The sequence below is a fragment of the Corynebacterium sp. MSK218 genome, from assembly GCF_030232655.1.
Taxonomy (GTDB): domain Bacteria; phylum Actinomycetota; class Actinomycetes; order Mycobacteriales; family Mycobacteriaceae; genus Corynebacterium.
This window is the reverse complement of the sequence record NZ_JASPGN010000012.1, coordinates 58,179-79,315: the sequence shown is the minus strand read 5'-3', so window position 1 is coordinate 79,315 and position 21,137 is coordinate 58,179. Positions and strand designations below refer to the sequence as shown.

The window sequence follows — 21,137 nt, the reverse complement described above, 5'->3', positions numbered from 1 at the left end:
CCACACGGACTGGCTATCCAAAAATTACATAAAGAAAATAAACTTCAACCAACCCCCAACCCGACGGGGCACAAAAAGAAGGGCTGGCCTAGTCAGAAGAAAATAATCAATACGCCCAAACAACTTAAAATGTTTACAATGACGCCGCTCGAAAAAAGCGCCATCCGGCATACACCAACCGCAACACACATACAATGCATCACGGCCAACAATGATTACAATCAACCAACACAAAAAAGTACATTGGCACACTATTGAGTTCTCACACATCATCACCACACAGTCATACGGTCCACCTAACGATGAAACGCAGTACTGCGAGTAAAGAAAATCTTTGTTTGTCAGGGCCTGTTTTCCTACCGCCACTCTTCAAGAACTTGGTTCCTGTGGGGCGCTGTCGGTCGCGCTGACTCATATAAAGTTACACACGGCCTTGATAAAACACAAATATGCACTTCAATAAAGGTTTTTACCTCTTCTTGAAGTGCACAAAAACCTTTTAACGCAGGCATTGGATGGCGCTTAGTGTGCCCCAAACCAGCCCATGAGGCCCGGGCTAAACACGTTGGTCTTTTTAACCATCCGGGGATACGCGGCAAGCCACACGACGTAGATGATTGCCATCCCTGTGAGCGTCCACCCCATCGCAACGCTGGGATTGATAAGCCACGCTATGAACAGTACGGCGATTGCTCCCACTAGCGCAGTTGTGTAAAGCCACGTCAGTTTGTCGGTAATGGCGAAAGTTAAAAGTAGTGACGTTGTAGCAAGACACACGATGGTGAACCCGGCCGGATTGCCGGTCCACATCATCGCTACCAGATCGGCCACGAGTGATAGGACCACGGGGATTGCCGTGCACAGCACAGTGGCCTTGGCCCAGGCACCGCGCGGCAGCCCAAAGGCCACTGCATCTTTGAGTGAGCTGCGGATTGAATCAGCAACTACCGGCAGGACAATTAACGTAACAATGACACCCACGATGCCCACGCCTGTATCCCACAGTTTGATCACCACGATGGTTATCACCGTTGCGATGGCTACGCCAATCGCAGCCCACATCCACGCGCGAGCTTGAGGGCGCAACACAATCTGGGAGACCGGGGACGCTGAGAACCAGCCCGTCGAAGAATCACCGTCGCTGCCTACGACGAGGGAGCTCGCGGTCATGCGCGATGGCTCGAATCGCTTCACCATGCACATTGCCCACATGAGCGCCGGCGCAATAAGGATCCACCACGGGAAACCCCAGGGTGCGCTGACCAGAATGAGCACAAGCGTCAGGGTGGCATTGATGCGCCGGTGTCCGTTCCATACACGGGTACTGAGGCCAAAGGTCAGGTAACGCGTGAAGTCAGGCTGCGAAAGGTAAACCATAAGGACCATAAAGAGTGAGTAACCAATGGCCCACTCGCGCCCACGGCCCATTCCCAGCACCGGAAGGATGACAATCCACAAAGCGTAGAAGAAGCTGTTCCAGCTCAGCGCCATATGCCTATAGAGCTTCATCATGCCTCCCCTAATGCCAGAACGGCCTGCTCAAGAGATACCTCGGTGGCACGCAGCCCCATTTCTTGGGCCATGTCGAAGACGTTGGCGGTGTGGTTGGGGCGGGCGTCGACAAGCGCGCGGTCCGCCACGGCGGAGGTTTCGCGCTCAAGCACCGGGAGCTGCAGGCGCCCCAGCGCGCGATCGAGGGTTTCGGCAGAACCAGTGAGCTGGACGACGCCCTCAATGAACTCATCGATGGGACCGGACAGCGGGTTCTCCCCCATCAGAGCCACGGTATCGAGCAAACCGGACAGCTCGTTGAGGTGATGGGTGGAGACGATAATGGTGCGGCCGTGCTCTTCACGCAAGACGTCATAGAAAACCTCCCGCTTGGCGGCGTCGAGGCCGAGATAGGGTTCGTCGAGAAGCATGTATGGCACCCCCGACGCCACCGCAACGATGAAGCTCGCCGCGGACTTCTGCCCACGGGAGAGGCCCGAGTAATTCTTCATCGGAAGCTCGAAGCGCTCGACCAGCTCCTCAGCGCGCGCCGTGCTCCACGTGGGCCAGCGCAGGCTTGCCACGGTGAAGATCTTCTTCACGTTCCAGCCTTCCGGCAATGGGTTATCTATGCCCATGAGGACAACCTTGTTGAGGACTTTTTCATTGTCGTAGGGCTTGTCGCCGTCGACCTTGATGCCGGAGCCGCCGAGCTGGCCAGCAATCTTGCGCAGCAAGGTGGTCTTGCCAATGCCGTTGGGTCCGACGAGGCCGTGAGTGAGGCCGTCGTCGAAGGTGAAGTGCGGGGTAGAAATCATGAGTAGAGTCCTCGACTTTCTGCGACAAGGTCGATGAGGTCATGGAGTTGCTGGCGGGTGTAGCCCAGGTGCACGGCTTCGTCGATAAGCGGTGCGGCGTATTCAGCCGCAAAGTCTTGGCGACGCCGCGCCCGGATAAGGTCTGCGGCACCAGAGGTGACGAACATGCCGATACCTCGGCGTTTTTCGAGGATTCCGAGATCCACGAGGAGGGTCAGGCCCTTGCGGGCAGTGGCGGGATTGATGCTGTGAAAGGCGGCGAGCTCATTCGTGGACGGTGCCTGGGCGCCCTCGGCGAGAGTGCCCTCAATGATGGCGTCCTCAATGAGCACCGCTATCTGACGAAAGAGTGGCTGCGCGGAGTTATCCATGCAGTCCCCCTAGTTGGTTGGTTACTCATGTAACTAACCATATAACCAAGCCTGCAACCTCCGCAAGAGTTGCGACAAACACCTTTATTACCTGGGAATTCCCCCAAGGTTATCGACGTTTTGTGACTAATGGGGCACACTGGATGACACCAGCCTTAAGCTGGAGACCTCACGAAAGTGACCATAGAAAAATTAGTTAGAAACGATAGAACGGAATTTAGGAGCCATGCTTGAACGAACACTTGTCTTCGTTGACACCTCATACCTACTTGCCAGCTTTTATAACTCTTGGGAGACCGGCGCTCGGGCCCAGCTAGAAATCGATTTACCGGAGGTTGTCAGCTCCCTGGGTTCCATGATTGAAAACCAGGTGGGCAACCGAATTCACCGCCAATACTGGTACGACGGCATTCCTGATACCGGCCCCCACCGCTACCAGCGCGCACTGCGCGTGTGCGACGGCGTGCAACTGCGCACTGGCCAGCTCATTGAGTGGGGCGAGCGCCGCACACAAAAAGCCGTGGATACCCGCCTCGTCGCGGACATGATCGTCGCCGCAATGAAAGGCCACGTCACCGACTTTGTGCTCGTCTCCGGCGATGCCGACATGATTCCGGGCGTCCAAGAGGCCGTCAACAATGGCGTCCGCGTGCACCTCTACGGATTCGGATGGGATTCCATGTCGTCCGCACTGCGCCACGCGTGTGACTCCACAACCATCCTGGACCCGCGCGAGGACTTCGCCGACGCTATGGAGCTCGAGGTTCTCGAAGGCCCCTTGCCACCAACAATCCGCGAGCCGCGCGACGGTGACGAGGAGTCCGACTCGGACACAGTTCTGGGCACCGAGACCTCTGGCCAGTCCTCGTCCCCCGAAGGATCTTCCGACGATTCCCCTGCACAGCCCTCTCCGCAGCTTGCCGACGCCGATGACGACTGCGACGAGCCCACGGAAGCCCAGGCCGCGTTCCCCTCAGCTCCGAAGCCGGGGCCGATTACCCCGTCGGCTGTGGCCCCCGCAGCACCGGATGCTGCAACCGCCGAAGCTCCCAAGACTGCATCGCCCGACGACGATTCCGCCGAGAACACCGCAGCCCCGAAACCGGCCGCGCCGAAGCCGTCAATGATGGCTCCACGCCGCAAGCTGCGCTCGAAGTACGTTCCGCTCCCCGAAGAGGTCTGGAGCTCCGCTGGCTTCCAATCGCCCTTCGACGTGGGCCAGCAGTACGCGTCCTGGTGGTTCGACAATGCCGCCAGCTCCGAACAACGCGATCAAGCCCACCTGCTATCCGGCGGTGGCCTGCCCCCAGAGATTGATCGCCCGCTCCTGCAGTTCGCCTGCGAGACGCTGCACGAGTACACGCTGACCGAAACCCAGCGCGTGAATCTGCGAGATGGCTTCCACTCCGGCATCCGCGGCGTGCTCATCAACATTCGCCGCCAGGACGGCTAACTCACGAATCGACCCCCAACCTATTGGTCAGGCGGCCTGCGCGCCCGACCCTGCAGGCCCCGATTTTTAAGGGACCTGCACTACTTGGAGTCGCCGCTTTCGGGGTCCTCCGTAGTCTCGGCAGCCCCAGCAGCATCGACATCAGTGGCGCCGGCCTCGAGGGCGTCAGCAGCCTTTTCGGCAGAGCCTGACTCCAGCTCCTTGCTCTTTGCCATCTCGGCGCGAATCTCCTCAAGGCGCGAGGAAGCTGCCATATCGTGCCCCGCGGCCGCAATCTCCTGGATGCGGTCACCACCGGAGGCGCGGTGCAGCTCTTGGGCACCGAGAGCATCAGCGTAGCGCTTCTCAATCTTGGCGCGAACACCATCCAGAGTCGGGGTAGAGCCATCTGGCTTCAGCTCGTTCATGGAGTCGAGCGCCTCGGCATTCTTCTCCTGCATCGCGGCCTGATCAGCCTGAGACAGGAGCTGGTCTACCTGCGCCAGCTGCTCCTTGAGACGGGCCTCCGACTGCTGCTGCTGAGCCTTTGCTTGTTCAGCAGCCTTGGTGGCAGCCTCATGCTGGGCCTTGAGCCCCTCAAGCTCCTTCTCCACGGCGACGAGCTGGCTGGCTACAACTTCAGCCGCTTGGTTGTACTCGGAGGCCGTCTGCGGATCCTCAGCCTTCTCCGCCATCTCTAGTGCCCGGCGCGTCTGATCCTGGTAGTCTTTTTGGGACTTCACCAGACGGTTAAGCTGCATCTCCAGCTGGGACTTGCGCCCAATAATTTCCGCGGCATGCTCAGAAATCTGGCGGTGCTGTTCCTTTGCTCCCTCCACTGCCTGCTGGATCTGGACCTTTGGGTCAGCATTCTCATCAATCTTCTGATCGAAGGATGCCATCACATACTTCCAGCCCTTGCTGAATGGATTAGCCATCGCACGTACTCCTTCATGCTTCCTGCAGCAGTACTTCCTGCCGCGGTTATGTTGTCAGTCTTTTTGTTTATGTAGCGCTCAATAAAAAAGGCGCTTTCCTGCGAGTGTAGCGATACTCACAGAAAAGCGCGCGTGGTGAACGGCGAGAATTTACTCAGCCTGCTCGCCCTGCTCCTTCTCCACCTGGGCGCGAACCTCATCCATGTCGAGGGCCTTCACCTGGGTGATGAGATCCTCCAGGGCTGCTGGCGGCAAGGCGCCCGCTTCACGGAAAACCATGATGCCGTCGCGGAAGACCATGAGGGTCGGGATGGACTGAATCTGCAGCTTAGCTGCAAATTCCTGATTGGCCTCGGTATCAAGCTTGGCGAAGGTAGCGTCTGGGTGCTCCTCGGAGGCCTTTTCAAAGATCGGGCCGAAGCGCTTGCAGGGGCCACACCATTCCGCCCAAGCGTCGACAAGCGTAATGCCCTCACCTTCGATGAGCTGCTTGAAGCTCTCCTCAGTAATATCAATCGTTGCCATTGGTCATTCTCCCTATCAGTTCGGGTTCATTCTTAGGTTCTTTCCCACTCAACGGTACACAACCTAGTTCTATTCCTTGCATATATACCCTAGGGGGGTATATCCTCGGGGATGAACCATCACGAGTAGAAGGGACAACAGCTTATGGCCACCAAGAACTACACCGTTACCGGCATGACCTGCGGACACTGCGAAATGTCCGTCAAGGAAGAGATCGGCGATATCGCCGGCGTTACTGAGGTCATCGCTGACCACGCGACTGGCGCAGTCAGCGTCAGCGGCGAAGGTTTCACCGATGAGCAGGTTGCTGCCGCTATTGCAGAAGCCGGCTACGAGCTGGCCTAAGCACTATGACTGACGTCCTCCAGCCCCACGGCCCCCTTGCCCACCTCGACCTTGGCGTCACCGGGATGACGTGCACCTCGTGCTCCTCCCGGGTCGAACGCAAGCTCAACAAGGTGGAGGGAGTTGAAGCCACGGTCAATTTCGCCACGGAATCTGCCTCCGTGAGCTATGACCCGACCACGACCACCCCGTCTGATCTCATTGAGATCGTCGAAGGCGCTGGCTATGGTGCCTTCACCGTGGGCGGCGAGGACGAGGAGGAATCCACCTCCATCACAACGGAATCCGCGCGCGATGCCGAAGCTGCCGACCTACTGCAGCGCACGCTCGTCTCCGGCGTGCTTTCGCTTCCGCTCATGGTGCTGTCCATGGTTCCAGCCTTGCAGTTCCAACATTGGCAGTGGGCATGCCTGGTGCTGGCGACCATCGTCTACATCTTCGGCGGTGCTCCATTCCACCGCGCCACGTGGGCGAACCTCAAGCATGGCGCAGCCACAATGGACACGCTCATCTCCATGGGCACCACTGCGGCTTATGCGTGGTCACTCTACGCACTGTTCTTGGGCAATGCCGGAATGCCCGGCATGACCATGCACATGACGCTGCACTCCAACGACGCCCAGATGGACCACATCTACCTCGAGTCCGTCGGCATGGTCACTACGTTCCTGCTGCTGGGACGGTGGTTTGAGGTCAAAGCCAAGGGGCGTTCCTCGGAGGCTTTGACCACCTTGCTCACCATGGGCGCGAAGGACGCCACTGTGCTGCGAGGAGAATCCGAACAGCGTATTCCTGTCTCTGACCTGCGTGTAGGCGACATCATTGTGGTCCGTCCTGGGGAAAAAATTGCTACCGATGGCGTCGTCACCGCCGGCCACTCCGCTGTGGACGAGTCACTACTCACCGGCGAATCCCTTCCGGTCGAGGTCTCCCCCGGCAGCCGCGTTACCGGTGCAACGATCAACGCCTCAGGCCGCCTCGAAGTGCGCGCTACCCGTGTCGGATCCGACACCGTGCTAGCCCAGATGGGCAAACTCGTCACCGACGCCCAGGCCTCGAAAGCTCCTATCCAGCGCCTTGCAGATCGCATCGCGGGTGTCTTCGTGCCCATCGTCATCGCTATCGCACTGTTTACTCTCATCGCGCACCTTTTCGTGGGCGGCACAGCCCCAGCGTTTGTCGCCGCGGTCGCTGTGCTCATCATTGCGTGCCCGTGCGCCATGGGCTTGGCGACGCCCACCGCGATCCTCGTCGGCACCGGGCGCGGCGCCGAACTGGGAATCCTCATCAAGGGACCGGAAATCCTGGAATCCACCCGACAGATCGACACCATCGTCCTCGACAAGACCGGCACCATCACCGAAGGCCAGATGTCCGTGACGACGGTGACGCCCACTGACTCGCCCATCGTCGGCGCTCGCACCGAGGAAGAGCTCCTGGGCCTTGCCGCGGCCGTCGAGAAAGGCTCCAAGCACCCGATCGCCCGCGCCATTGTCGCCGCGTACGACGGGGAGCTGCCCGCCGCGGACAACTTCAAAGAATTGCCTGGCCAAGGCATCGAAGCAACCATTGGTAATTCCCGGGTTCGCGTGGGACGCCCGCCTGCCGGCTACGAGGGCACCGGCACACAGGTCGGCGTCTTTGTCGACGGCACGCTCGCCGGCACCATCGAGCTCCACGACCGCATCAAGGCCTCCTCAGCGGCCGCCATTGCACGCCTCAAAGAGCTGGGCCTGGAGCCGCATCTCTTGACCGGCGATAACGCGGGCGCAGCGCAGGCAGTGGCACGGGAAGTTGGAATTGCAGCGACCGATGTGCAGGCAGAAGTCATGCCGGAGGACAAGGTGGATGCCGTCAAGCGCCTTCAGGCTGAGGGGAAGGTCGTGGCCATGGTGGGCGATGGCGTCAACGACGCCGCAGCCCTGGCCCAGGCGGATTTAGGTATCGCCATGGGCGCTGGCGCCGACGTAGCCATTGAGGCCTCCGACATCACCGTGATGAACAACGACTTAGGCTCGGTGGCCGATTCTGTGCGTCTAGCTCGGCAGACGCTGCGCATCATCAAGGGCAATCTCTTCTGGGCCTTCGCCTATAATATCATTCTCATTCCGGTCGCCGCCTTTGGCCTGCTCAACCCCTTACTCGCGGGCCTGGCCATGGCCTTTAGCTCGGTATTCGTCGTCACGAACTCTCTTCGCCTGAGAAAGTTCGCACCTGCGGAGTAATCTAACGATGCATGAATCGCCTCGATCATCATGCAGTCTCTCGCACGGAGCGGCTTGACCGGCTCCCCGTCACTTCCAAACACAAACGCCTTCTTATCGGCTCTGGCATCGGCTGGGCTCTCGATGCCATGGATGTCGGCCTCATTTCCTTCATCATGGCTGCCCTTGCCGTGCACTGGGGTATTACGCCTACTGAGTCTTCGTGGCTGGCCTCCGTTGGTTTCATAGGCATGGCGCTGGGCGCGACCTTCGGTGGCCTACTGGCCGATAAGTTTGGCCGCCGCCACGTCTTCGCTCTGACCTTGCTTGTCTACGGCCTCGCCACGGGCGCGTCTGCTCTTGCGACGGGGCTAGTAGCGCTCCTTATCCTGCGCTTCTTTATCGGACTCGGCCTCGGCGCCGAACTTCCCGTCGCCTCGACACTCATCTCCGAGTTTGCCCCGCTCAAGGTGCGCGGCCGCCTCGTCGTCTTACTCGAGGCCTTCTGGGCAGTGGGCTGGATTCTGGCAGCGATTATCGGAACGTTTGTGGTCGGGGCGTCGGAAAGCGGCTGGCGCTGGGCGCTCGCCCTCGGCATGGTGCCGGCGGCCTACGCACTCTACGTGCGCTACAAACTCCCGGAATCCGTACGCTTCCTCGAATCACAGGGACGCCACGAAGAAGCCGAAGAGGTCGTCGCCTCCTTCGAGGCGGAGGTGGATGACGCAGATATTGACCGCAACACGCCCGCGCCTACCTATTCCGAAGAAGACATCACTGCCACCAGTATCTGGTCGAAGAGCCTACGCGGGCGCACACTGGCGCTGTGGACCATCTGGTTCTGCGTCAACTTGTCCTACTACGGCGCCTTCATCTGGATTCCCTCACTGCTTGTCGCAGACGGTTTCTCCCTAGTGAAATCCTTCAGTTTCACACTCATTATTACCTTGGCCCAGCTTCCCGGTTATGCCGCCGCGGCCTGGCTCATTGAGGTGTGGGGACGCCGCAGTACGCTGGCTACCTTCCTCGTGGGCTCTGCACTATCCGCTGGCCTCTACGGCTTCGCCAGCACCGAGGCCACGATTATTCTGGCCGGCTGCTTGCTCTCCTTCTTCAACCTAGGTGCATGGGGTGCGCTCTACGCCATCGGCCCAGAGCTCTACCCCACCGCGCTGCGCGGCCGCGGAACTGGTGCGGCCGCCGGCTTCGGACGCCTCGCCTCTATCCTGGCCCCACTTATCGTGCCGCCACTTATCGCAACCGTCGGCGCAGGCTGGCTCTTCGTACTTTTTGCCGCCGCTTTTGCCCTTGCGGCACTCGCAGCACTTTGTCTTCCAGAATTCAAGGGGAAGGCTCTTGCTCAATAGGATTTCCCTGGCCGCATGGGTAGCGGTAATGGTCGCGCTCACCACGCTCAAGCCCTTTTATCAGATTGGCTACCTGTGGAAGCCGGAGAACCAGCGCGTCCGCGATCTGCGGCTGGTTCCCTTGGATGAATTCTCCGGCAGCACGTGGTTTGGCCCGCTTTTTGAATATGCGGGCAATACCGCCTTCGTCATCCCCTTCGGAATGCTGGTCTTTGCCCAGTGCCGTTCAGTGACTAAAACAGCCGCGTGGGGCTTCGCACTGAGCGTGGCTCTGGAAATTGCCCAATACACCTTCGCGCTCGGGCGCACAGATATTGACGATCTCATCTTCAACACGCTGGGCGCACTGTTGGGCGCTGCAGGCGCTCGCCTGTGCGGCGAACGGTTCTTCCCCGTCTGGCGTTGGTTGGCACTCGCCGCAGCTGCAGTTTTCTTAGTATTGGTGATCCTTGGCCCACGGTTGGGAGACCCCAACGCGGTGGTGGACCTGTAAATCTGTGGCCCTGCTTCCTAGCCGTGCGCCATGTTGACGAACTTGGAGTAGTGCAGCTGGTGTGCCACCTTCACCGTGTCAATCGGGCCACCTCGGTGCTTGGCCAAGATGATGTCCGCCTCACCGGCACGAGGATCATCGCGGTCCTGCGAGTCTGGGCGGTAGAGCAGCATCACCATATCGGCATCCTGCTCCAGAGAACCAGACTCACGCAGGTCTGCCAGCTGCGGTTTCTTGTCCGTACGCGATTCCGGACCACGGTTGAGCTGCGAAATAGCGATGAGAGGAACTTCGAGCTCCTTGGCCAACAGCTTGAGCTGACGAGAGAATTCCGAGACCTCTTGCTGGCGGGACTCAACCTTCTTGCCGGACGACATCAGCTGCATATAGTCCAGAACAATGAGGTCGAGCCCATGCTGCTGCTTGAGACGACGAGCCTTGGAACGGATCTCCATCATGGTGAGGTTGGGGGAATCATCAATGAACAACGGCGCATCCTGTATGCGGTTCAGCGTGTCATCAATCTTGGCCCAGTCCTCCGTGGAGACGCGCCCACCGCGCATATCGGAGAGCTTGACCTCCGCCTCCGCCGAGAGAAGGCGCATCACAATCTCAGAGGCCGACATCTCCAGAGAGAACACCACCGAGGTCTTGTTATGCTGCAAGGATGCCGAGCGCATGAAATCCATGGCCAGCGTGGACTTACCCACGCCAGGACGCGCAGCCACAATGATCATCTGTCCCGCGCGCAAACCGTTGGTGAGGTTATCAAGGTCAATGAATCCCGTGGGAACGCCGGATTCCACGCCATTTTGTTGGAGGGCTGCCAGCTCATCAATCGTGGGGTCAATGAGATCCGTCAGCGCGCGGTAGTCCTCCGTTGTCTTCTTCTGTGCGACTGCAAAGACTTCCTGCTGGGCGCGGTCCAGCACCGATTCGATCTCCAGATCCTCGGAGCCTTCGAAGCCTAGTTGGACGACTCTCGTTCCAGCGTCGACAAGTTTGCGCAGCACTGCCTTCTCCGCGACGATCTCTGCGTAATAGCGAGCGTTAGCAGCGGTTGGCACCGTGGCGAGCAAGGTATGAAGATACGGCGCGCCGCCGACACGCTCCAGGTTGTTGTAGCGGTCCAAACGGGAGGCCACAATCACGGCATCGATATCAGTTCCTGCGGCATACAGGTCAATCATGGCCTGATAAATGAGCGTATGGGCCGGGTAATAGAAGTCCTCCGGTTCGAGCTCCTCGATGACCTCCATGACCGTATTCGGACTCAGGAGCATCGCGCCGAGCACACCCTGCTCTGCTTCGCGGTCCGCAGGAGGCTGACGGAATTCTCCGTAGCGCTTCGGCTCCTCCGGACGAGAGTGATCACGGCGATAGGAGCGGCGTGGCTCCTCCTCCGACGGCTCCGGAGGAAGCGGTACAGTGTCGTCATCAAAGCTAGCGCTAGTCATTGTCATCAGCCCCCGGGGTGCTCGTTAAACCTTCAAAAATTCGGCGCGCTTTCCTCCACTCTTGTGTGCTCAGAACGGGGGATACGCGCGGAGTACACATCAGTGTAGTCGAGGCCTCCGACACTCCCCCTTGGGCATAACTCCCAGAGTTATCCACAGATGCCTGTGGAATTACCAGCTCAGCAGACTCCGCCGCGGCGAAGTCCAAGGTCATGGCTGTGGATAACCTTCCAGGCCTGTGACCTGCGGCTATCATAACTGCAGGTCAACGGATGTTTTTGGTGGTGTGAAAATATGCACAAAACCAGTGGAAAAGTACGACTATTCGACCGAAATCCCTGCTACCAGCAGGTTAACTGAACCTCTTCCGCGTAAACTCACCGTAAACAGCCGACGACGTTATCCACAGGTTTTTGGAGTTATCCACATTTGTCCACAACCCCCACAGCTGAGGTGCGCAGACAGGAAAACGGCCCACAGGCCGCGCTTCCTCCACCACCTCACATAGTGGGAGAAGCACGGCCTGTGGGCTTTGCTGTTGTCTGTGGGTCAGACCTGCGTCCACTCGCCACGCCTCACACGTGGGATGGACGGAGGGGACCGTCGTGCGCCTTAATTCTTAGGCAGCAACGACCGAGAAGTTCACCTTGCCGAGGACGTCTGCATGCAGCTTGACCTCGACTTGGTAGTTGCCGGTCTTCTTGACCAGGCCCTTAGGAAGCACAACGATGCGCTTGTCCAGCTTCGGGCCGCCAGCGGCGGCAACGGCGTTAACGATGTCCTCAGCGGACACAGAGCCGAAGAGCTTGCCGGACTCGGAGGTCTTCACGGGGACGGTAACGTCCTTGAGTTCCTCCAGCTGGGTGCGGATCTCGCGTGCGTGATCCAGGTCGCGGATCGCGCGAGCATCCTGGGCACGCTTGATGCCCTCGATCTGCTTTTCAGCGCCGCGGGTGGCAACAATAGCCAGGCCACGCGGAAGCAGGTAGTTACGTCCGTAGCCGTCCTTAACCTCTACAATTTCGCCGGGGGCGCCGAGGTTCTCAACGGCAGCGGTGAGGATCAGCTTCATGATCCCTGCCTTTCAATTGAGTTAAATGAATACTTGCGTGACAGTCTTAGAACGGGGGTTCTGCATCCGCACCACCAAAGCTTCCTGCCTGGGGTGCCGAATTCCACGGATCGTTACTCGGAGAAGATTGCTGCTGGGACTGCTGCGGGGCAGAAGACTGGGACTGGTTTCCGGAGAAACCACCCTGGTTGTTTCCACCGCCGTAGTTGCCGCCACCTTGCTGCTGACCGCCACCGTAGTTGCCACCATTGCCGCCGTTGGCGGACTTGCGGGTGACCTGTGCGGAAGCGTAGCGCAGGGACGGTCCCACCTCATCGACCTCAATCTCAAAGACAGTACGGTTTTCGCCCTCACGGGTCTGGTAAGACCGCTGGCGCAGACGGCCAGTGACGATAACGCGCATGCCCTTGGTCAGGGTCTCCGCAACGTTTTCTGCGGCTTGACGCCACACGTTGCAGGTGAGGAACATGGCCTCGCCGTCCTCCCACTGAGAAGTCTGCTGGTTATAGCGACGTGGGGTGGAGGCAACGCGGAAGTTCGCTACTGCGGAACCCGACGGGGTGAAGCGCAGTTCCGGGTCAGCAACGATATTGCCGACTACCGTAATGTTGGTATCTCCCTGAGCCATGTTTTTACTCCTTAATATCGGTTACGCGGATTCGTGTAGAAATGCTCGAAACCCAGTATCCGTTATTTGCTGTCGGTGCGCAGAACCTTGGTACGCAGAATGGAGTCGTTCAGGTTCAGACGACGATCGAGCTCGAGAACCGAGTGGGACTCGCACTCCAGGTTAACGACGGCGTAGATGCCCTCTTCCTTCTTATTGATCGGGTAGGCAAGACGGCGCTTGCCCCACACGTCAACCTTGTCGACTTTGCCGCCATCCTTGCGGATTGCTTCGAGGAACTTATCCAGGGACGGGGTTACGGTGCGCTCATCCTGATTGGGATCCAGAATGATCATGACTTCGTAGTGACGCACGGACCTCATCACCTCCTATGGTCTAGTAATTGGTATCGGCCATATCACCTTTGCGGATATGGCAGGAGGGTCTGTTGCGTCAAGCAACCCCCACACAGTACCGCACTGACCGGCGGAAAAGAAATCACTCGCTCGGTCTTACATACCGTTGGTCGTTGCCGCGAAGAAAATAGCGGTACTCGCCGGGATGACGGTGAGGAAAAGGAGAGCCAACAACCCAAGAACAAGAGGCCACGTCCGGTTCTCAGCTCTCTGGAATAGGTAGTAGGCCGTGGTCACGCACAAGAAACCTAAGGCAATGGACACAATGCCGACGATCGTGATGATCACTTCCTAAATCCTCCGGCGAGAGGATCGCGGCCGCCATGGGCCTCACGGACTTTGTCCTCGGACTTGCCCCACATCTGGCGGATGACGAGCACGCCGATGGCAATGATGAAGGCATCGCGCGTGATAACCGCCAGATCCAGCATCTCATGCGGTAGGGCCTTGTTTTCTGAGCCGAGCATGTGCCACATGAGGATGGGCCACACGAGGGCGTCGGCAAGCGCCCAGCTCAGGATGAGACGCCACCGCGGCAGAGCCAACACTGCCGGTACCACGAGCCACAGAGAATACTGCGGCGACCACACCTTGTTGAAGATGAGGAAAGCCATGATGATGAGGTAGACCAGCTCCGCCACACGTGGCGTGCGTGGCGCCTTCAGACCGAGGATGGCGATGCCTGCACAGCACAGCAAGAACGCCACCAAAGAAAAGGTGTTGAGGAACTCCGGCGAAAAGCTGAGGCTCGTCGTGCGGTTGATCAGTGCATAGATCGTGGTCCACTCAGCACCGCGCTCCTGGTTGAGGCGGAAAAATTCGCGCCATGCCTCCGGATACATCAGCGCCACCGGAAGGTTGACCACGACCCACGTGACAATCGTGGAGAGGAACATCGTGATGAACGGCGCCCACCGCTTGTTGCGGATGGCCAGCACTAGGAAGGCGCCGAGGATAAACAGCGGCCACAGCTTAAAAGCAGTACCCAGTCCGATGAGCACACCGGCTAGCAGGTTCTTGTGTTTCGTCACCGCGAGAAGGGCGCCCACCATAAACGCGACGGAAGGGATATCCCAGTTCGTAAAGGCATGGATGACAACCAGAGGGCTGGCCGCGACGAGAATGGTGTCCCACGCGCGGTTTCCGGTGAGCTGGAAAACCATGACGATGACCCCCACCCAGCTGAGCGCCATCACTAGGGCAGTCAGGCCAAAGTACCAGCTGACCTCCGCCATACCGGTCCACTTAACAGCCGCATAGGTGTTGCGCGCCAGCCAGCCGACGGCCCCTTGGAACAGGCCGGCAAGCACGGGGTACTCCATGTAGCGAGTGAGGTCCCCTTCGACCCAAGAGTAGGCATAGGGAAAGCCCGGCTCGTCGAGGCCGCGGCCGCCGTACAACGGGACGATGTCGTTGTAGCAGAAGGAGGTGTACTGGCGGTTTCCATCCCAGTTGAGGCTGATGGTTCCGTCGTCACCCCGGCGGCTGCCAGCGCACGTGGCCTTGCTCAGAAAACCGAAAGCCAGGAAGGTCCACGCCAAGGTGATGATGACGCGTAGCGGCGTCCACCATCCGGCGGTGCCGGAGCGGGCGAAGCGGCCTGTGCGCCCGCCCAAGGCGTTGACTGCACTCAGCGCTACTGGCTCAGAGGACAGGGGTACAAGCTGTTGAGTTTTCTGCTGACTCACCGGGGGATCTGTCTCCTACTGACCAAGAAGTTTATTAAGTCCGTCGTCGATCAATTCATCAATCGACGGGGAATCCGGTTGGGCGGGTTGTTCCGGCTGAGCCGGCTGTTCAGGCGGTGCTGGGGTATCACCGCCACCGTCGTGGTTATCCCCACCGTGGCCCTCACCATCGTGGCCTTCGCCGCCGTTCTCGGTGGTCTCCTCGGGGGCCGCTGGGTCCTCCTGCCAGGTCTGGGTCTGGCTCGGGTCATAGGTGTAGCCAGAGCCCCAGCTGCCGACGCCGTAGTTGATGGGATAAGCCTGCGGGAAGGCCTGCTGCTCGACGTCAGCAAGCGAGGTATCCAAGATGGACTTCCAGATCTTCGTCGGCGAATTGGAGCCGTACATGATGCCGCCCCAAGAATTAAAGATTGCGGAGGTGTTGTCGGCCGTGCCTACCCACACTGCTGTAGCCAGCTGCGGAGTGGAACCGACCATCCACGCATCCTTGTTCTGGCCCGTATCGCCCAGCTGCGTCGTACCAGTCTTGGACGCAGACGGGCGTCCGCCAGCTAGCGCACCATTGGACCATGCGGCAATTGGCTGCATCGCGGAGATCACGTTGTTGGCCACGTTAGCGGAGACACGGCGTTCACCGCCATCAGTTGGATTCTCGTAGAGAACCTCACCCGCGTCGTTTTCTACCTTTTCCACGAAGTGCGGCTGATGCCAGATGCCTTGGTTGGTCAAGGTGGCCATTGCCGTCGCCATATCGAGCGGACGCGACTGGTACTGGCCCAGCACGATGCCCTCGTACGGCGTTCCACCATTTTCAGTGAGGGTCTTCTCAATTCCCGGCAAGCTGCGCGCCACGCCCAGAGCGTGGGCCATGTCCGCGGTGTCCTGCATCTTATTCTCCAGGTCATCCTGGAGGCGGAGGAAGGACGTGTTATAAGACTTCTTCATTGCCTCAGCGATGGAGCAGCTACCGCAGCCGCCACCCACGTCGTTGGTCACGATCTGCGATCCTGGCAGCTGGTACGGCGCGGAGGAATAGTAGGTGTTGAGGTCAATACCCTGCTGAAGGGCCGCTGCCAACGTCATGATCTTGAAGACGGAACCGGTCTGCAGCGGGGAATTGGCATAATCCCAGCCGCCAGAATCATCGCCGCCATAGTAGCCGCGCACGGCACCCGTAGCCGGGTCAATGGTGACAGCCGCCGCGCGCGCATCATCCTGAAGCTGGTCCAACTCTGCGTGGGCAGCATCCGTCGATGCATTCTGGACGGTCATGTCAATGGTCGTCGTCACCTTCAGGCCACCAGTGGCCAGCTGATCCTCGGTGATGCCCACGCGAGAGAGCTCATCGATGACCTGATTCTTGATGTGGCCATAAGCTCCCGGCGCTTCGGTGTAGGCAGAGTACTCAGACGGATCACGGGTTTCCGGGAAGACGAGCTGGTCACGTTCAGCCTGATCTAGGTCACCCATCTCAACGAGACCATCCATGACGTAGTCCCAACGAGCATGGGAACGTTCCTCATCTACCCAGGGATCGAGGACGGACGGTGACTGGATAACGCCTGCCAACAGCGCGCCTTCTTCCTTGGTGAGGTCCTTGGCGTCCTTATTAAAGTACGCGTTGGACGCTGCCTCAATGCCGTAGGCGTTGCGGCCAAAGTAGACGGTATTGAGGTAGGCGTTGAGGATTTCCTCCTTGGACCACTCATTCGTCATCTTCACGGAGTAGATGAGCTCACGAATCTTGCGGACATAGGAGTATTCGTCACCCACCAGCGTGTTCTTCACATATTGCTGGGTAATGGTGGAGCCACCACCGGCGCTGCTATCGCCGGTAAGTTTGCCCAACACGGCGCGGCCGAGACCGGTAAAGGAGAAGCCAGAGTTGGTCCAGAACTCGCGGTCCTCCGCAGCCAGGACCGAGTCCTCCACATAATCAGGAATCTCTTCCAGGGTGACCTGGCGGCGGTTGCCTTCTGGCGGCACGAGCTTAGCCAACTGCGATTCACCGTCGCGGGCAACGATGGTGGAAATCTGGCTGGGCTGCAGCTCCTTGGAGTCGGGTACGTCATACTGCGTATAGGCGTAGCCAAAAAGGGCCGCAGGTACGGCCACGATCACGAGCAGGACAACGAGCACAACCCATGGCCACCTGCGCTTGCGGCGGCGTCCGTTGTCGGAGCTCTTCTTCCTGTGGCTACCTGGCTTTCGCCGAGACGTTTCCTTTTCGGTCACTGATCCGTGTCCTCATCAATCCTGTACAGAAACTGTAAATACATGCAGCTTACCGGCGTGAACTGGGAAGCCAAAACTACCCTAAAGCATAGACCGTGGCGGCCCGAAGAAGATGATTCCAGCGGCACGCCGGACATACCTCCACCGCATGGACCGTAAACTCCAGCCCTTCAGCCACCAGATCTGCAATCTCCTGCTCACTGCGTGCGCTGCCTGCGCGGCGCCCTAAAGAATCGCCATACACCCAGCGTGTGAGGCGCAAATCGTGTTCGCAGATGGGGCAGGACTTGTGCATATCGACGCCATGGTGTTCCGCCGCAGCACAAAGGAGGAAGTCGGCGTCGCACAGCTCGTCACGGCTCATCCGGCCCGCGCGAAAGTCGCGCAAATGCTGGGCGCGTTCCCACTCGTAGGAGATCTCGTTACGGTAGGCCACTGTTGCAGTTGCTTTTGCCGACACCTGTGTACCTCCTTTGCTCATGATGGCCGCTGACAGCGACGCCACATTCACCCGATACATTCTACTAGGGGCTGCGACAACAATCTACGGACCCACTCTCATAGAAGTCTGGGAAGGTGTAAGCGATTCACGCTGCAAAAACTAAACTTTTCAGCAAGCTAACTACCATCGGGGAACCAAACTCGCTAGACTTATTTTCCATGAGTGAAGAAAATATCGAATCCCCCGTACCGTACGAGGACGCCCTCGAGGTTGCCCGCCAAATTCAGCCCGCGCTCAACAAACTTATGTTGATTTTCCAGCGCACCACGGAGGGCACCTCCCTGACCACCTCCCAGGTGTCCATCATGAACCAACTCCGCCTGCGCGGCCCGTCCCGCGTGAGCACCATCGCCCAGGCAGAACTGATCCGTATGCCCACCGCTTCTAATGCCCTGTACCAATTGGAGCGCCATGGCTTTGTGGAGCGCCACCGTGACGAGAAGGATCGCCGCGGTGTTCTCGTTGCCCTTACCCAGCTGGGCGAGTCCGAGTTGACCATCGTTTCTCGCCAGCGTGCGGCCGCTTTGGCAGAGATCCTGCGCTGGCTGGAGCCGGAAGACATTAAGGATGCCGACTCCCTCGTAAACCTGATCTCCAAGCTGGCGGATGTCTACCGCCCCATCATGGAAGGAAAATAGACCATAGAGGAGGCCTTATGCAGATTTTATTTTAAGGCCGGAGGGGTTGATAATGGAATAAACAACCCCGAAACATGTACTGAATGGCTAAGAAATCTTCCCGCCCCTCCAAGAGGCTCGTAACATCAGAGGACCCGCTCCCTCCGGTCCGCATCCTCGTATCGTGGAGTCCTAAATCCGCCGGTACGGAGGCTATTGACTTCGCAGCATGGATAGCGCGCACCACACCTGCGCACATCCGCGTTGTCTCCACCATCTCGCAACCGCTGACCGTTACTTCCTTAAGCAAGCTCAGCGGTTCCTACAAGAAGTGGTTCAAGAAGGAACGCGCTACCTGCGAAGGTGCTGTCCGGGATGCATTGAGCACAGCCGGCGTACATAAGTCCCAATGGGATACGGACGTGTCTGTTCTCGTCGCCGGGCCCTCCCGCCCGCAGCTCTTAGAGGAGATGGCCCAGGATTTCGGCGCTCACGTCATTTTGTTGGGCGCCAATCAGTCCGCACCGAAGGGCCGCTTCTTCTCCGGCTCAACGGCGGATGCCCTCCTTCACTATTCTCCCCTTCCTGTCGGTTTGAGCCCACGCGGCATCAAGCTCTCCAAGCACGGAGTCACTCGCATCAACTTCGCGTTTACCGACCGCGGCTGCGATGACGACCCCGCACTCCTCCGCGCTGCATGCATGGCACACCGCGCCGGGCTCCCCCTTCGCATACTGGCGTTTTCGCCGGAGGGGCTTATCGACGTCCCCCTGGACTACTCCCCTACTTTCCCCAGCGACGCCCCCAATTGGCGCGAGCACTCGCTCTCCCTTTTGGACCGCGCCCACGATTTTATTGCGGACGCCTTCCCGGATCTCGAGGTCACCACGGCCATCGGCAGCGGTAACGGCTGGTCCGGGGCGGTGGACTCACTGAAGTGGAAGAAGGGCGACCTTCTCTGCTTGGGCTCAGCGCCCATGGGCCCCATTGCCCGTGTCTTCATAGGCAGTACCGCTACTGAACTTCTTCCCCACGTGGGCGTGCCCGTGCTCGTGTGCCCGACGGGCCCGGATCCTGAGTCCTAGTTCACGCGTTAGACTGCACATCATGGCAGCTGAGCATCCTGAAAACGACCTGACGTCGGACGCGGACTACGCTAACCTGCGCCGTCCTGAGCCGCGGAGCTTCGACGAGCTTGCCGACGCCCCCGATCCCCTCGTCCTCGCCGAAGCCAACCGCCGCTCCTCGCGCCAGGCTCTCTGGTTCATGGTGGCCATCCTTTTGGGCTCGGCACTGTATGCACTGCTCCTCGCTGGCATTTTCAAGCTCACTGGCCCCGATGCCAACTGCCACCCGGCGGTCTATGCCTCATGGCTGTGCACGAAGACTCAGCGAACCATTTTCGCGACCACAACGATGATCATCCCCTTCGCGGGCATGATCGGCTGCGCTGTCATTATGGTGCGCAAGCTCAAGGCTTATCTGCGCTGGCGCGGGTGGATGGCCATTTTCTGGGTCATGGCCGGCAACTTCATGCTCTGGGGTATTAACGACATTCAGATTCTCCTCGCCCCAGAGCTCTAGTCCTATTTTTGGGCTTCGGCGCGCGCGACCTTCGCACAGTCCTCGCGCCCACAATGTTGCGTCTCTGTGTGCTGGATGCAGTCATCACAGATGAGCACCTGCTGGCGGCATGTGTCCTCATTGATGCAGTTGTGGAAGGTATTGGTGCCTTTGCCGCAGTGCACGCAGTGGCCCAGCTGGATAAAGCCCGGATCCTCAATCCCCTGGCCAAACTCGTGGTGCATACGCTTATCGAAGACATACATCGAGCCTTCCCACAGGCCATCATTGCCGTACTTTTCGCCGTAGCGCACGATGCCACCGTCAATTTGGTAGACCTCGTTGAAGCCACGATTCTTCATCAGCGACGACAAGATTTCGCAGCGAATGCCCCCGGTGCAGTAGGAAACGACCGGCTTATCCTTCATCCAGTCATACTTGCCGGATTCCAGCTCAGCGATGAAGTCGTGCGTTGTCTTCACGTCCGGCACCACGGCATTCTTGAACTTGCCGATCTCCGCTTCCATGGCATTGCGCCCGTCAAAGAAGACGACCTCATCGCCGCGTTCTTCGACCAGCTTGTTGACTTCTTCGGGTTTCAGGTGCACGCCGCCACCGACGACACCATTCTCATCTACCTTGAGCTCACCCGGCGCGCCAAAGGCCACGATCTCATCGCGGACCTTGACTGAGAGGCGCGGGAAGTCATCCGCGCCACCCTCCGACCACTTGAACTCCATCGTCTTGAAACCCGGATACTCGCGGGTCTCGCGCACGTAGCGCTTGCAGGCATCCATGTCACCGCCAACGGTGCCATTGATGCCGTGCTCCGAAATGAGGATGCGGCCCTTAAGCCCGAGCTTCTCGCACAGCGAGCGCTGCCACAACATAATCGCGGTGGGGTCCTCGATGGGAGTAAAGCAGTAGTAGAGGAGAATCTTGCCAATAGTCACGCCCGCAAGTCTAGGCCTGCTGCGAAGTAAAACCCCAATCTTT

The 21,137-nt window shown here is 59.1% G+C and carries 23 protein-coding genes; 9 read left to right on the top strand and 14 right to left on the bottom strand.

Annotation, left to right across the window (positions count from 1 at the left end; all coding sequences use genetic code 11):
- A partial coding sequence (locus tag QP922_RS10315) for a hypothetical protein (RefSeq protein WP_284809349.1) occupies positions 1–258 on the top strand: 258 nt, incomplete at its 5' end.
- Between the two features lie 264 nt (positions 259–522).
- Here QP922_RS10315 and QP922_RS10310 read toward each other — a convergent pair.
- From QP922_RS10310 to QP922_RS10300, 3 genes are read right to left on the bottom strand one after another with little or no spacing between them, the layout of a single operon-like run.
- Positions 523–1,512: a hypothetical protein gene (locus tag QP922_RS10310; RefSeq protein WP_284809348.1), complete on the bottom strand. Its 990-nt coding sequence runs from the start codon at positions 1,510–1,512 to the stop codon at positions 523–525.
- The gene (locus QP922_RS10305) at positions 1,509–2,309 is read right to left on the bottom strand and encodes an ATP-binding cassette domain-containing protein (RefSeq protein ID WP_070524232.1); all 801 of its coding nucleotides are present in this window, start codon (positions 2,307–2,309) and stop codon (positions 1,509–1,511) included. Before QP922_RS10305 ends, QP922_RS10310 begins: the two co-directional genes overlap by 4 nt.
- A complete protein-coding gene (locus tag QP922_RS10300; protein ID WP_010187877.1) occupies positions 2,306–2,680 on the bottom strand; it encodes a GntR family transcriptional regulator in 375 nt (124 codons plus the stop codon). The genes QP922_RS10305 and QP922_RS10300 overlap by 4 nt, the downstream gene beginning before the upstream one ends.
- A 226-nt stretch (positions 2,681–2,906) precedes the next feature.
- On the opposite strand from QP922_RS10300, the gene QP922_RS10295 reads away from it, so the two are divergent.
- Positions 2,907–4,133, top strand: coding sequence for an NYN domain-containing protein (locus tag QP922_RS10295; RefSeq protein WP_070669735.1), 1,227 nt, complete (start codon positions 2,907–2,909; stop codon positions 4,131–4,133).
- Positions 4,134–4,213: 80 nt separating this feature from the next.
- Here the strand turns inward: QP922_RS10295 and QP922_RS10290 are convergent, their stop codons facing one another.
- Complete coding sequence (locus QP922_RS10290; protein ID WP_284809345.1) at positions 4,214–5,050, bottom strand: PspA/IM30 family protein; 837 nt, start codon at positions 5,048–5,050, stop codon at positions 4,214–4,216.
- Between the two features lie 150 nt (positions 5,051–5,200).
- Complete coding sequence (gene trxA, locus QP922_RS10285; protein WP_039672711.1) at positions 5,201–5,575, bottom strand: thioredoxin; 375 nt, start codon at positions 5,573–5,575, stop codon at positions 5,201–5,203.
- Positions 5,576–5,719: 144 nt separating this feature from the next.
- Here trxA and QP922_RS10280 point away from each other — a divergent pair, with 144 nt between their 5' ends.
- Genes QP922_RS10280 through QP922_RS10265 form a run of 4 tightly spaced genes read left to right on the top strand, consistent with a single transcriptional unit; the run spans position 5,720 to position 9,984 of the window.
- On the top strand, positions 5,720–5,920 hold the full coding sequence (locus QP922_RS10280) for a heavy-metal-associated domain-containing protein (RefSeq protein WP_284809343.1): 201 nt from the start codon (positions 5,720–5,722) through the stop codon (positions 5,918–5,920).
- 5 nt (positions 5,921–5,925) lie between these two features.
- Positions 5,926–8,145 (top strand): heavy metal translocating P-type ATPase, encoded by a 2,220-nt coding sequence (locus QP922_RS10275; RefSeq protein ID WP_284809342.1) that lies wholly within the window; start codon positions 5,926–5,928, stop codon positions 8,143–8,145.
- Positions 8,146–8,156: 11 nt separating this feature from the next.
- Complete coding sequence (locus QP922_RS10270) at positions 8,157–9,491, top strand: MFS transporter (protein WP_284809341.1); 1,335 nt, start codon at positions 8,157–8,159, stop codon at positions 9,489–9,491.
- On the top strand, positions 9,481–9,984 hold the full coding sequence (locus QP922_RS10265; RefSeq protein WP_502869605.1) for a VanZ family protein: 504 nt from the start codon (positions 9,481–9,483) through the stop codon (positions 9,982–9,984). Before QP922_RS10270 ends, QP922_RS10265 begins: the two co-directional genes overlap by 11 nt.
- Positions 9,985–10,001: 17 nt before the next feature.
- Here the strand turns inward: QP922_RS10265 and dnaB are convergent, their stop codons facing one another.
- The 8 genes from dnaB to QP922_RS10225 all read right to left on the bottom strand — a co-directional run bounded on the left by dnaB (position 10,002) and on the right by QP922_RS10225 (position 17,940).
- On the bottom strand, positions 10,002–11,441 hold the full coding sequence (dnaB, locus tag QP922_RS10260; RefSeq protein WP_284809340.1) for a replicative DNA helicase: 1,440 nt from the start codon (positions 11,439–11,441) through the stop codon (positions 10,002–10,004).
- A 619-nt stretch (positions 11,442–12,060) separates the two neighbouring features.
- Complete coding sequence (gene rplI, locus QP922_RS10255) at positions 12,061–12,513, bottom strand: 50S ribosomal protein L9 (protein WP_070669743.1); 453 nt, start codon at positions 12,511–12,513, stop codon at positions 12,061–12,063.
- Between the two features lie 46 nt (positions 12,514–12,559).
- A complete protein-coding gene (locus tag QP922_RS10250; RefSeq protein WP_070669744.1) occupies positions 12,560–13,141 on the bottom strand; it encodes a single-stranded DNA-binding protein in 582 nt (193 codons plus the stop codon).
- 62 nt (positions 13,142–13,203) lie between these two features.
- Positions 13,204–13,494 carry a 30S ribosomal protein S6 gene (rpsF, locus tag QP922_RS10245; RefSeq protein ID WP_181815413.1) on the bottom strand — a complete coding sequence of 97 codons (291 nt, stop codon included), beginning with the start codon at positions 13,492–13,494 and terminating at the stop codon, positions 13,204–13,206.
- 138 nt (positions 13,495–13,632) lie between these two features.
- Positions 13,633–13,824 carry a hypothetical protein gene (locus tag QP922_RS10240; RefSeq protein ID WP_070669746.1) on the bottom strand — a complete coding sequence of 64 codons (192 nt, stop codon included), beginning with the start codon at positions 13,822–13,824 and terminating at the stop codon, positions 13,633–13,635.
- Positions 13,821–15,224: a glycosyltransferase family 87 protein gene (locus QP922_RS10235; RefSeq protein ID WP_284809338.1), complete on the bottom strand. Its 1,404-nt coding sequence runs from the start codon at positions 15,222–15,224 to the stop codon at positions 13,821–13,823. The genes QP922_RS10240 and QP922_RS10235 overlap by 4 nt, the downstream gene beginning before the upstream one ends.
- Positions 15,225–15,239: 15 nt before the next feature.
- Complete coding sequence (locus QP922_RS10230; protein WP_284809337.1) at positions 15,240–17,459, bottom strand: transglycosylase domain-containing protein; 2,220 nt, start codon at positions 17,457–17,459, stop codon at positions 15,240–15,242.
- A gap of 76 nt (positions 17,460–17,535) precedes the next feature.
- On the bottom strand, positions 17,536–17,940 hold the full coding sequence (locus tag QP922_RS10225) for a DUF5318 family protein (protein ID WP_284809354.1): 405 nt from the start codon (positions 17,938–17,940) through the stop codon (positions 17,536–17,538).
- A gap of 179 nt (positions 17,941–18,119) precedes the next feature.
- On the opposite strand from QP922_RS10225, the gene QP922_RS10220 reads away from it, so the two are divergent.
- The 3 genes from QP922_RS10220 (at position 18,120) to QP922_RS10210 (ending at position 20,162) form a co-directional block, all read left to right on the top strand.
- On the top strand, positions 18,120–18,599 hold the full coding sequence (locus tag QP922_RS10220) for a MarR family winged helix-turn-helix transcriptional regulator (protein ID WP_039672736.1): 480 nt from the start codon (positions 18,120–18,122) through the stop codon (positions 18,597–18,599).
- A gap of 83 nt (positions 18,600–18,682) precedes the next feature.
- A complete protein-coding gene (locus QP922_RS10215; protein WP_284809336.1) occupies positions 18,683–19,663 on the top strand; it encodes a universal stress protein in 981 nt (326 codons plus the stop codon).
- A 22-nt stretch (positions 19,664–19,685) separates the two neighbouring features.
- Positions 19,686–20,162: a hypothetical protein gene (locus tag QP922_RS10210; protein ID WP_284809335.1), complete on the top strand. Its 477-nt coding sequence runs from the start codon at positions 19,686–19,688 to the stop codon at positions 20,160–20,162.
- A gap of 2 nt (positions 20,163–20,164) precedes the next feature.
- On the opposite strand, the gene trhO is transcribed toward QP922_RS10210, so the two are convergent.
- Positions 20,165–21,094: an oxygen-dependent tRNA uridine(34) hydroxylase TrhO gene (gene trhO, locus QP922_RS10205; protein WP_284809333.1), complete on the bottom strand. Its 930-nt coding sequence runs from the start codon at positions 21,092–21,094 to the stop codon at positions 20,165–20,167.
- Positions 21,095–21,137 lie beyond the last annotated feature (43 nt).

Excerpts from the sequence above, each read along its gene's own strand:
- QP922_RS10310 (WP_284809348.1), bottom strand. The coding sequence starts at position 1,512 with ATGATGAAGCTCTATAGGCATATGGCGCTGAGCTGGAACAGCTTCTTC.
- QP922_RS10305 (WP_070524232.1), bottom strand. The coding sequence starts at position 2,309 with ATGATTTCTACCCCGCACTTCACCTTCGACGACGGCCTCACTCACGGC.
- QP922_RS10300 (WP_010187877.1), bottom strand. The coding sequence starts at position 2,680 with ATGGATAACTCCGCGCAGCCACTCTTTCGTCAGATAGCGGTGCTCATT.
- QP922_RS10295 (WP_070669735.1), top strand. The coding sequence starts at position 2,907 with ATGCTTGAACGAACACTTGTCTTCGTTGACACCTCATACCTACTTGCC.
- QP922_RS10290 (WP_284809345.1), bottom strand. The coding sequence starts at position 5,050 with ATGGCTAATCCATTCAGCAAGGGCTGGAAGTATGTGATGGCATCCTTC.
- trxA (WP_039672711.1), bottom strand. The coding sequence starts at position 5,575 with ATGGCAACGATTGATATTACTGAGGAGAGCTTCAAGCAGCTCATCGAA.
- QP922_RS10280 (WP_284809343.1), top strand. The coding sequence starts at position 5,720 with ATGGCCACCAAGAACTACACCGTTACCGGCATGACCTGCGGACACTGC.
- QP922_RS10275 (WP_284809342.1), top strand. The coding sequence starts at position 5,926 with ATGACTGACGTCCTCCAGCCCCACGGCCCCCTTGCCCACCTCGACCTT.
- QP922_RS10270 (WP_284809341.1), top strand. The coding sequence starts at position 8,157 with ATGAATCGCCTCGATCATCATGCAGTCTCTCGCACGGAGCGGCTTGAC.
- dnaB (WP_284809340.1), bottom strand. The coding sequence starts at position 11,441 with ATGACTAGCGCTAGCTTTGATGACGACACTGTACCGCTTCCTCCGGAG.
- rplI (WP_070669743.1), bottom strand. The coding sequence starts at position 12,513 with ATGAAGCTGATCCTCACCGCTGCCGTTGAGAACCTCGGCGCCCCCGGC.
- QP922_RS10250 (WP_070669744.1), bottom strand. The coding sequence starts at position 13,141 with ATGGCTCAGGGAGATACCAACATTACGGTAGTCGGCAATATCGTTGCT.
- QP922_RS10225 (WP_284809354.1), bottom strand. The coding sequence starts at position 17,940 with ATGAGCAAAGGAGGTACACAGGTGTCGGCAAAAGCAACTGCAACAGTG.
- QP922_RS10220 (WP_039672736.1), top strand. The coding sequence starts at position 18,120 with ATGAGTGAAGAAAATATCGAATCCCCCGTACCGTACGAGGACGCCCTC.
- QP922_RS10215 (WP_284809336.1), top strand. The coding sequence starts at position 18,683 with ATGGCTAAGAAATCTTCCCGCCCCTCCAAGAGGCTCGTAACATCAGAG.
- QP922_RS10210 (WP_284809335.1), top strand. The coding sequence starts at position 19,686 with ATGGCAGCTGAGCATCCTGAAAACGACCTGACGTCGGACGCGGACTAC.